Source organism: Phyllobacterium sp. (genome assembly GCF_037994405.1).
GTDB lineage: Bacteria > Pseudomonadota > Alphaproteobacteria > Rhizobiales > Rhizobiaceae > Phyllobacterium.
This window is the reverse complement of record NZ_JBBNAN010000515.1, coordinates 1-8,350: the sequence shown is the minus strand read 5'-3', so window position 1 is coordinate 8,350 and position 8,350 is coordinate 1. Positions and strand designations below refer to the sequence as shown.

Here is an 8,350-nt window from a genome sequence, read left to right as displayed (position 1 = left end):
GAATTGATCTCTTCGGGCGTGAGGCTGCGATCCAGCTTGTAGACCGCATTGCGCTTTGCCGGATAGAGGGCAGGATTGCCTGCCGGCTTCTGCTGAGATGCTGCGTGCGCTGATTTCGGCCGCGCTGTCCAGGATGTAACCGCCATAGCCCCAAGACCCCAAGCCTTGAGGATGGCGCGCCGGTTGAGAAATGCATCTTCCGGAGTTGTCAAGGCTTCGGAAATTGCCCAGGCGGGCCTTCGGTGGATCGCGACCATGATTTTTCCTTGCAAACAGCTTCCGAACCGAAGCTACCCAGTTTTCGACAATCGGTTTCACCCAATGCCGTGAAGTTTGATCTGCGCGCGAATCCTTTAAATGCGATTGTCAGCAATATTCGCCAAGGTTATAACAAAGTTATAACCTTGGAGTAAGCAATGCGTAGCGCCGTCCGAAAGATGGGGAATTCTTCGGGTGTGATTATCCCCAAGCCGTTCCTTGTGGAAATTGGATCAAAATCCGGCGACGAGGTAGAAATACTGGTCGAGAACGGCCGCATCGTCATCACCCCTGTCCGCAGTCAACCACGTGCTGGCTGGGCAGAGGACGCGAAAAGGTTGGCAGAAGAAGGTGACGACGCTTCGGTTTGGCCGGACTTCCCCAACGAAGCGGACATTGATCTTAAATGGTGACACGCGGCGACGTCTGGCTTGTTGACCTGGACCCGACCATCGGCAGCGAAATTCAGAAAACACGACCCTGTCTCGTGATTTCACCGCCGGAAATGCACGATCACCTGCGGACGGTTATTGCTGCACCGATGACAACTGGAAGTCGCCCTGCCGGCTTCAGAATGGCTCTACGCTTTCAAGGCAAGGAAGGTCTGGTGCTTCTTGACCAAGTTCGGATGATCGACAAACAGCGCCTTGTGAAAAAAGTGGGGCAAGTATCCCAAGCCACATTGAGGACAACGCTTGCAACGCTCAGAGCGGTTTTCGAAGAATAAAAAAGGGGCCGCGAGGCCCCTTGATTTTAAGCGGTGTGCTGATGTCAGCGCAGGCTGGCGCAGAAGCGCTGGATGCGCTTGCCGGCCTCCTCGAGATTGGCGTCGGAAGTGGCATAGGAGATGCGGAAGTTCGGGCCGAGGCCGAACGCCGAGCCATGAACGGCCGCAACAGCTTCCGTCGCCAGCAATTCGCCGACGAAATCCTCGTCTGTAGCGATGACCTTGCCGGACGGGGCGGTCTTGCCGATCGCGGCGGCGCATGACGGATAGACATAGAAAGCGCCTTCCGGCTTCGGGCATTCGAGGAAGTTGGTCTGGTTGAGCATTGAAACGATGAGATCGCGACGCGCCTCGAATGCCTTCTTGAAGACCGGCAGGTGAGCCTGTGTGCCATCAAGAGCTTCCACGGCCGCCCATTGCGAGATTGAGCTGGTGCCGGATGTCTGTTGACCCTGCACCATGTCCATGGCCTTGATCAGGTCCAGCGGACCTGCAGCATAGCCAATGCGCCAGCCGGTCATCGCATAGGCTTTTGACACGCCATTCATGGTCAGCGTGCGGTCGTAGAGGTTCGGCTCGACCTGCACGGGTGTAACGAATTTGAAATCGCCATAGGTCAGATGTTCATACATGTCGTCAGTCAAGACCCAGACATGCGGATGGAGCATGAGAACGTCGGTCAGTTTCTTCATCTCGTCCCAGCTGTAGGCAGCACCGGACGGATTCGAGGGCGAGTTCATGATGATCCATTTGGTCTTCGGCGTGATTGCCCGCTCCAGATCCTCCGGCTGCAGCTTGAATTCATGATCCTGCGTTGCAGAGACAATGACCGGGGTGCCGCCGCATAGCGCAACCATTTCCGGATAGCTCACCCAGTAGGGAGCGACGCAGATGACTTCGTCGCCCGGGTTCAGCGTGGCAAGGAGAGCATTGTAGATGACATGCTTGCCGCCGGTGCTGACGATGGTCTGGCTGGCCTTGTAGTCGAGTTCGTTTTCGCGCTTGAACTTGCGAACGATGGCTTCACGCAGCTGCGGAATGCCGGATACCGGGGTGTACTTGGTTTCGCCGCGGCGGATGGCTGCGATCGCTGCTTCCTTGACATTATCCGGTGTATCGAAATCCGGCTCGCCAACGGAGAGCGATATCACGTCCCGGCCCTCGGCTTTCAGATCGCGCGCTTTCTGGGTGATCGCAATCGTTGCGGAAGTCTTCACACGGGAAAGGGCGTCTGCGAGGAATGCCATGGTATCGTTCTCCAGTAACGAGTGTTGATGACCGGTAGACGGTTTGCGGGCCTGCTATGTCGCAACGGTCAGCAAATCGCAAGCAAAAGCGTGGTTGCGAGGGTTCACATTGTGCTTTTTCTGTGCAGGGTGTGACATGGACTGCAGCAAACATCAGGGATGTTTGCATGATGCTTCAATCAAAATGATTGGACAGAGATGGAAGTAGCGGGAATATTCGCCCGCCACAGGAGACTAGCACCATGCCAAAACTCTATTCGCAGATTGATTCCGGGAATTGCTACAAGCCTCGGCTTTTGATGGCAAAACTGGCTTTGCCTTTCGAGCATATCGCCATTTCTTCAACCGATGGTTCAACGCGCAAACCCGAATTTCTGGCGAAGAATCCGAATGGCAAGGTGCCGTTGCTTGAGTTTGACGATGGCAGGCTGCTGGCAGAATCAAATGCCATTCTTCTGCATCTTGCGGAAGGCAGCAGGTTCATTCCCGAGGACGCCTATGAGCGGGCATTGATGTATCAATGGCTATTCTTCGAGCAGTATACCCACGAGCCCAACATTGCGGTCAGGCGAGCCCTGCTGGTTTATCCGGAGCGGGCCAAGGATGCGACCGCGGAGCGGCTTGCAGCCACGCTGGAAGGCGGCAACAAGGCGCTGCTCGTTATGGAGAGCCAGTTGCAGAAGACGCCTTATTTCACCGGCAGCAACATCAGCATCGCCGACATAGCACTCTATGCCTATACGCACGAGGCCAATCGCGGCGGCTATGATCTTTCCGCCTATCCATCGGTGTCGAGGTGGTTGAGCCGGGTCGCCAATGATGAGGGCCACGTTCCCATCACCTGGTTGCCGGATTGATCATCCGCTCGATTTGATTTCCCGGTCAGCGCCTGTCATTCCCGGCAGACGCGCGGCCAATGCATCGATCAGGATGCGCATGCGCGTGGGCATGAACGGCGCTTTTGGCCAAACGGCGAATGTATCGAAAACCAGCGGCTCGATATCGGGCAAGACCCTGACGAGACTGCCATCCTGAACCCGATCGCGAATGAGCCAGCAGGGCAACCAGGCAAGGGCTAGCCCACCGGCGGCTGCATCGGCTGCCGCTTCAAGATCATCGAGCAAGATCCGGCTGCGCGCTGGCGCGGCATAGGAGGCGCCACGGCCATCGGGAAAGAGCCACGGCCGCGTGTTGCCATCCCGGCCATAGACGATCGCGTCATGGCCGGCGATATCTTCCATTGAGGCTGGCGTTCCATGTGCAGCGAGATACGACGGCGAAGCGCAAATTGTCATGCGTTGCCGAGCGATCCGGCGGGCAGTCAGAACTGCGCTGTCCGGCAAGACCGCGTTGCGCACGACGATATCGCAGCCCTCTTCGATCAGATCGACAGGACGGTCGGTAAAAGACACGTCAAACCGCAGTTTTGGATGCTGGCGGGCGAGATCGAATACGACAGGCGCCACGCAGCGCCGGCCAAAGAGCACCGGTACGCTGATGCGCAGGCGGCCCGAGGGTTCACCCTTGTCGGACGTTACAGCGTTTTCCGCAGCATCCACCTCGGCCAGCACCCGCAGGCAGCGTTCGTAAAATGCGTGTCCGTCGCCAGTCAGCTTGAACGTGCGGGTCGTGCGATGGCAAAGCCGAACGCCCAGCCGTTCCTCCAGCCGTGCTACGGTTTTTCCAATTGCCGAGCGCGAGAGGTGGAGTTTGTCGGCAGCAGCTGAAAAGCCACCCGCATCCACCACTGCTACGAATTCCTGAATACCGGCGAGCCGATCCATTTGCACCTCCTATTGTAGAACAAAGAGATACAATGGTGGTGATAATTGGCGCAACTGCATTGCTAATCGCTCGTATAGATTGATGACCGTAACCCATGATCGGGTGAAAAAGAGGACATCAGAGTATGACGAGCACGATGAAACGCTGGCAATTGACCGCAGCCGGCAGGAAGAACCTGTCACTTGTCGAAGCGGCAATCCCTCTACCAGGACCAGGGGAAATATTGATCAAGGTCGCAGCGGTTTCGCTGAACTATCGTGACAAGCTGCTGGTCGATGACGGGTTTGGATTGCCCGATCCGCAGACGGAGCCGCTGATACCGCTCTCCGATCTCTCGGGGACTGTTGCTGCGCTGGGCGATCGTGTGAAGCGCTTTGCAGTAGGCGAGCGCGTCATTTCAACCTTTCTGCCAGACTGGATCAACGGCGATGGTCCAGGTACGGCGCGTCATCCGAACGGCCGCACTCTGGGCGGGTCGTTGCAGGGCGTGCTGGCGGAATATGTTGTACTCAATGAGGATTGGGCGGTTCGTGGTCCGCAGGCTTTGAGCCATGTTGAGGCGAGCACACTACCTTGCGCAGGTCTCACGGCATGGACGGCACTTGTCGAGCGCGGCGCGTTGCGGGCAGGGCAGAAGGTGGTCGTGCTCGGAACGGGTGGGGTCTCGCTTTTTGGTGCGCAGATCGCCCTAATGCACGGGGCGGAAGTGATTGTTGTTTCCGGCGAGGACGAGAAGCTGGCGCGAGCTAAGGAACTAGGCGCTCATCATGGCATCAATCGCAAGCGCGAGGATTGGGTCGAAGCCGTCTATCGCCTGACCGGCGATCATGGGGCAGATCATATATTGGAAACGGTTGGTGGGGCTCATCTTGGCAAGTCGCTCGCTGCGGCAGCTGTTACTGGGCGGATTTCGCTGATCGGTATCCTTGACGGTCTCGAGGTTTCCGGTGGCTTTGGCGCCTTCGCACGCAAGCGGCTTATCGTCGAAGGCATACAGGTTGGGCACAGACGTGCGCTGGAGGACCTGGTCAGAGCGTTCGATCTTTCAGCGACGAAGCCTGTGATCGATGCGGTCTACAGGATGAATGAGTTTGGGGCAGCGCTCGATCATCTCGATCATGGACCGTTCGGTAAAATTGTGGTTGAAGTCGGTTAGAAAACTAAGGTTAATCCATTGATTTCAAATACAAAAAAGGCGGGATAAATCCCGCCTTTTCAAATTCATGTGCGTTCAGAAATCAGACGATTCCCGTGTACGGCTATCAGCCGGCAACGCTGAGGTTATCAGCAGACGACTTGCCCGAACGACGGTCCTGGACGATCTCGTAGTTGACCTTCTGGCCGTCATTGAGACCGCGCAAACCTGCGCGTTCAACAGCGGAGATATGGACAAAAACGTCTGCACCACCAGTATCGGGCTGGATGAAACCGTAGCCCTTAGTGCTGTTGAACCATTTCACTGTTCCCGTAGCCATGGGAAATTCCTTTCAGATATATAAGACAGGCAGCATGCACATATGCGGCCCAGGGAATCGAACCTATGCAATGGAGTTCATCAGGAAGCGCAACGGGTTACGCAGGTCGCAAAGTCACTCGACCGATAAAATCGATGCCGGATACATATGACAGAATCTGAGCCAAAACAAGCCGTATTCAATTGCGTTTGTTGTCAGGGTTAAGTGCGCCGGGTTGCACGGGTAGATTTTGCGCCTACATTCCTTGTTGGATTTCAGCGCACTATCCGATGTATTTTAAGAGTAGATGCTAAAGTGAACAAGCCGAATCGCGGTCGTCCACGGGGGAAACTCATGGCGGAGCAGAAACAGAACCGACCCGCGGCGACCACCGTCGCGGGCGAAGTGGAAGCCGGGCTCCTCTCCCAGTTGCGCGTCATCGGGGAAATTTACTGGGTGTCGCCGGTTCGCAACCGTCTGATTCTCATGATCCTCGGTGTCTTCAGTATCATCATCGTGACTTCGGCGGGACAGGTGCTGCTGAACCGATGGAATGTTCCTTTTTATGACTCACTGTCCAGGCGCGATTTTCCGGCCTTCATTGACCAGTTGATGGTGTTCTTTGCAATCGCGTCGGTCCTTCTCGTTCTTAATGTCGCCCAAACCTGGCTGAACCAGATGACGCGCCTGAAATTGCGCGAAGGTCTCACCCGGGATATCGTCGGCGAATGGCTGCAGCCGCGCCGCGCGTTCAAGCTCTCCTATTCCGGACCAATCGGTGTCAATCCCGATCAGCGTCTGCACGAGGATGCGCGGCATCTCTCGGAAATGTCGACTGATCTCGGTTTCGGTCTTTTGCAGGCATCGATCTTGTTGATCAGCTTCGTCGGCGTACTGTGGACATTCTCCAGCGGCTTCGTGTTCAACGTCTATGGCTACAGCTTCTCCATCCCCGGATACATGGTTTGGGCAGCCATTCTTTATGCAGCTTCCGCCTCGTGGTTGAGCTGGCTCGTCGGACGCAAACTGATCCGTTTTAATGCGGACCGCTACCAGAAAGAGTCGGAACTGCGTTTTTCACTCATGCGGGTGAATGAGCACATTGATGCGATTTCGCTCTATCGCGGCGAAGCGGACGAGAACCGCAGGCTTGGCTTTGACATCGACCGGCTTCTCGCGGCCATCCGCTTGCTGGTCACGGCGCTCACGCAACTGACCTGGGTGACGTCGGGCTATGGCTGGATCACCATTGTCGCGCCCATTCTCGTGGCGGCACCGGTCTACTTTGCCGGAAACCTGTCATTTGGCGGGTTGATGGCGGCGATCGGGGCCTTCAATCAGGTGCACGATGCGCTGAAATGGTTTGTCAATAATTTCGGCGCCATCGCTGACTGGCGTGCCACGCTCTTGCGTGTGACGTCATTCCGGCAGGCGGTACAGGCGACGGATATCCAGAACAGTGTCGAGCAACGGATAAAGTTTGCAGAAACCGACGCCAACCAGCTTGTTCTCGATTCGCTGAAAATCACGGCGCCTCGGGCGACAGTTCGCCTGAAAGAAAAGAAAGCGGTCGTCAAGGAAGGCGAACGTGTGCTGATCACCAGTGAACCGGGGATCGACCGAACCTTGCTCTTCCGGGCAATCGCCGGTCTCTGGCCCTGGGGTGCAGGTACGGTCACCCTTCCGGCCAGTGCGACCATCCTCTACATGCCGCGACTGCCATACTTTCCGCCGGGCAGCCTGCGTGAAGCAATGTCATACCCGCTTGGAAAGGAAGGGTTTTCCGACGAAGCGCTCGTCGCTGCATTGCGTGACCTGGGTTTGAACCGGCTTGAGACAATGCTGGACTTCCAGGCTCGGTGGGATAGGGAATTGAGCGATGATGAACGGCAATTATTGGCCTTCGCTCGCCTCAAGCTGCACAAGCCGAGCTGGGTAGTGATCGACGAGGCGCTCGATGGCATGGAGCATGATGCCTATAAACGCGTAATGGCGGTCTTGCGTGATCATCTCGCCAAATCGACGGTGGTGCATATCGGCCGCGAAGATAAGAATGATCGTGTCTTTGCCAAGGTCCTGCATTTTGTCAGCGATCCATCCGGCCATGGGATGGAAGAAGAGGAACTCGAAGGTGTCTGAGGTCGTTTGAAGGTGATCAAAGCGCTGTTTTCCTGTACCACCCGCTTGCGGGTTCACCAGATCGTTTTCACGTGAACATAGTTTCGTATTTTCTCGTCTGCAGTAATCAGTGGCGCGGCAAGTGCGCGTGCGGTGGCCACGATTATGCGACCGGCTGGATCGTTGTGAAAGGCGCCCGGCACTGACTTGGTGGCAACATCCATGTCAACGGGGACAAATCGGACCGCCTCGATTTCGGCCACCGCGGCTAACCATTTGTCGACATCCATTGACAGAACGAGCCGTTCGCGCTCCACGAGCATCGCAATTTCCCAAGCAGAGATTGCCGAGGCAATGATCTCACCACCATTGACTTGCTCATTTTCTATCGCTGCGGCGGCCGGCCGGCTTGCTCAGCGCCGGGTCGCCGGTGACCCACCACACGAGTGCGTGTGTATCAATCGCGATCACTGTGCCCGCATCCCACTCGTCATCCGCGACAGGGTCAGTGGGGCCTCTCATAATCCATCACTGATCCCCGCAGCATTTCAAGCGCGTTGCGCTTTGTCGCGCGATAGGGACCTACCTCAAGTACTGGCTTGCCATGGTCCGTTATCACAAGACTTTCGCCTGGCGATTCAACTTGCCTGAAGTTCAGCCAGGACGAGGCAATCAGACGAAATAATCCTGCAGCGGTCTGACCTCCAGCGATCCAGCTTTCAGCGCAGCAATGGCTTCGGCCACGGCGTCCGCACCGGAGA

General features: G+C 56.6%; 9 protein-coding genes and 2 pseudogenes. 5 read left to right on the top strand and 6 right to left on the bottom strand.

Going from position 1 to position 8,350, the window contains the following annotated elements; all coding sequences use genetic code 11:
* A pseudogene (locus AAAC48_RS28610) lies at positions 1-257 on the bottom strand (protein-methionine-sulfoxide reductase catalytic subunit MsrP); the annotation flags it as partial.
* Between the two features lie 159 nt (positions 258-416).
* On the opposite strand from AAAC48_RS28610, the gene AAAC48_RS28605 reads away from it, so the two are divergent.
* Positions 417-671, top strand: a complete 255-nt coding sequence (locus AAAC48_RS28605; protein ID WP_340657426.1) for an AbrB/MazE/SpoVT family DNA-binding domain-containing protein — start codon at positions 417-419, stop codon at positions 669-671.
* The gene (locus AAAC48_RS28600) at positions 665-985 is read left to right on the top strand and encodes a type II toxin-antitoxin system PemK/MazF family toxin (RefSeq protein ID WP_340657425.1); all 321 of its coding nucleotides are present in this window, start codon (positions 665-667) and stop codon (positions 983-985) included. Before AAAC48_RS28605 ends, AAAC48_RS28600 begins: the two co-directional genes overlap by 7 nt.
* Positions 986-1,029: 44 nt before the next feature.
* Here AAAC48_RS28600 and AAAC48_RS28595 read toward each other — a convergent pair whose 3' ends face one another.
* A complete protein-coding gene (locus tag AAAC48_RS28595) occupies positions 1,030-2,232 on the bottom strand; it encodes a pyridoxal phosphate-dependent aminotransferase (RefSeq protein ID WP_340657424.1) in 1,203 nt (400 codons plus the stop codon).
* Between the two features lie 242 nt (positions 2,233-2,474).
* Here AAAC48_RS28595 and AAAC48_RS28590 point away from each other — a divergent pair, with 242 nt between their 5' ends.
* Positions 2,475-3,089, top strand: a complete 615-nt coding sequence (locus tag AAAC48_RS28590) for a glutathione S-transferase family protein (protein WP_340657423.1) — start codon at positions 2,475-2,477, stop codon at positions 3,087-3,089.
* Here AAAC48_RS28590 and AAAC48_RS28585 read toward each other — a convergent pair whose 3' ends face one another.
* Positions 3,090-4,016 carry a LysR family transcriptional regulator gene (locus AAAC48_RS28585; protein WP_340657422.1) on the bottom strand — a complete coding sequence of 309 codons (927 nt, stop codon included), beginning with the start codon at positions 4,014-4,016 and terminating at the stop codon, positions 3,090-3,092.
* A gap of 125 nt (positions 4,017-4,141) precedes the next feature.
* Between AAAC48_RS28585 and AAAC48_RS28580 the strand changes: the two genes are divergently transcribed.
* Positions 4,142-5,173 (top strand): NAD(P)-dependent alcohol dehydrogenase, encoded by a 1,032-nt coding sequence (locus AAAC48_RS28580; protein ID WP_340657421.1) that lies wholly within the window; start codon positions 4,142-4,144, stop codon positions 5,171-5,173.
* Between the two features lie 106 nt (positions 5,174-5,279).
* Here the strand turns inward: AAAC48_RS28580 and AAAC48_RS28575 are convergent, their stop codons facing one another.
* On the bottom strand, positions 5,280-5,492 hold the full coding sequence (locus tag AAAC48_RS28575; RefSeq protein WP_027233379.1) for a cold-shock protein: 213 nt from the start codon (positions 5,490-5,492) through the stop codon (positions 5,280-5,282).
* A gap of 333 nt (positions 5,493-5,825) precedes the next feature.
* Between AAAC48_RS28575 and AAAC48_RS28570 the strand changes: the two genes are divergently transcribed.
* Positions 5,826-7,610: an ABC transporter ATP-binding protein/permease gene (locus tag AAAC48_RS28570; protein ID WP_340657420.1), complete on the top strand. Its 1,785-nt coding sequence runs from the start codon at positions 5,826-5,828 to the stop codon at positions 7,608-7,610.
* Between the two features lie 53 nt (positions 7,611-7,663).
* Here the strand turns inward: AAAC48_RS28570 and AAAC48_RS28565 are convergent, their stop codons facing one another.
* Both AAAC48_RS28565 and AAAC48_RS28560 read right to left on the bottom strand, forming a co-directional pair.
* Positions 7,664-7,933 (bottom strand): type II toxin-antitoxin system VapC family toxin, encoded by a 270-nt coding sequence (locus AAAC48_RS28565; RefSeq protein ID WP_340657427.1) that lies wholly within the window; start codon positions 7,931-7,933, stop codon positions 7,664-7,666.
* A gap of 161 nt (positions 7,934-8,094) precedes the next feature.
* A pseudogene (locus tag AAAC48_RS28560) lies at positions 8,095-8,350 on the bottom strand (hypothetical protein); the annotation flags it as partial.

What these genes read in the sequence shown, in the direction of transcription:
- AAAC48_RS28605 (WP_340657426.1), top strand. Translation starts at nt 417, where the DNA reads ATGCGTAGCGCCGTCCGAAAGATGGGGAATTCTTCGGGTGTGATTATC.
- AAAC48_RS28600 (WP_340657425.1), top strand. Translation starts at nt 665, where the DNA reads ATGGTGACACGCGGCGACGTCTGGCTTGTTGACCTGGACCCGACCATC.
- AAAC48_RS28595 (WP_340657424.1), bottom strand. Translation starts at nt 2,232, where the DNA reads ATGGCATTCCTCGCAGACGCCCTTTCCCGTGTGAAGACTTCCGCAACG.
- AAAC48_RS28590 (WP_340657423.1), top strand. Translation starts at nt 2,475, where the DNA reads ATGCCAAAACTCTATTCGCAGATTGATTCCGGGAATTGCTACAAGCCT.
- AAAC48_RS28585 (WP_340657422.1), bottom strand. Translation starts at nt 4,016, where the DNA reads ATGGATCGGCTCGCCGGTATTCAGGAATTCGTAGCAGTGGTGGATGCG.
- AAAC48_RS28580 (WP_340657421.1), top strand. Translation starts at nt 4,142, where the DNA reads ATGACGAGCACGATGAAACGCTGGCAATTGACCGCAGCCGGCAGGAAG.
- AAAC48_RS28575 (WP_027233379.1), bottom strand. Translation starts at nt 5,492, where the DNA reads ATGGCTACGGGAACAGTGAAATGGTTCAACAGCACTAAGGGCTACGGT.
- AAAC48_RS28570 (WP_340657420.1), top strand. Translation starts at nt 5,826, where the DNA reads ATGGCGGAGCAGAAACAGAACCGACCCGCGGCGACCACCGTCGCGGGC.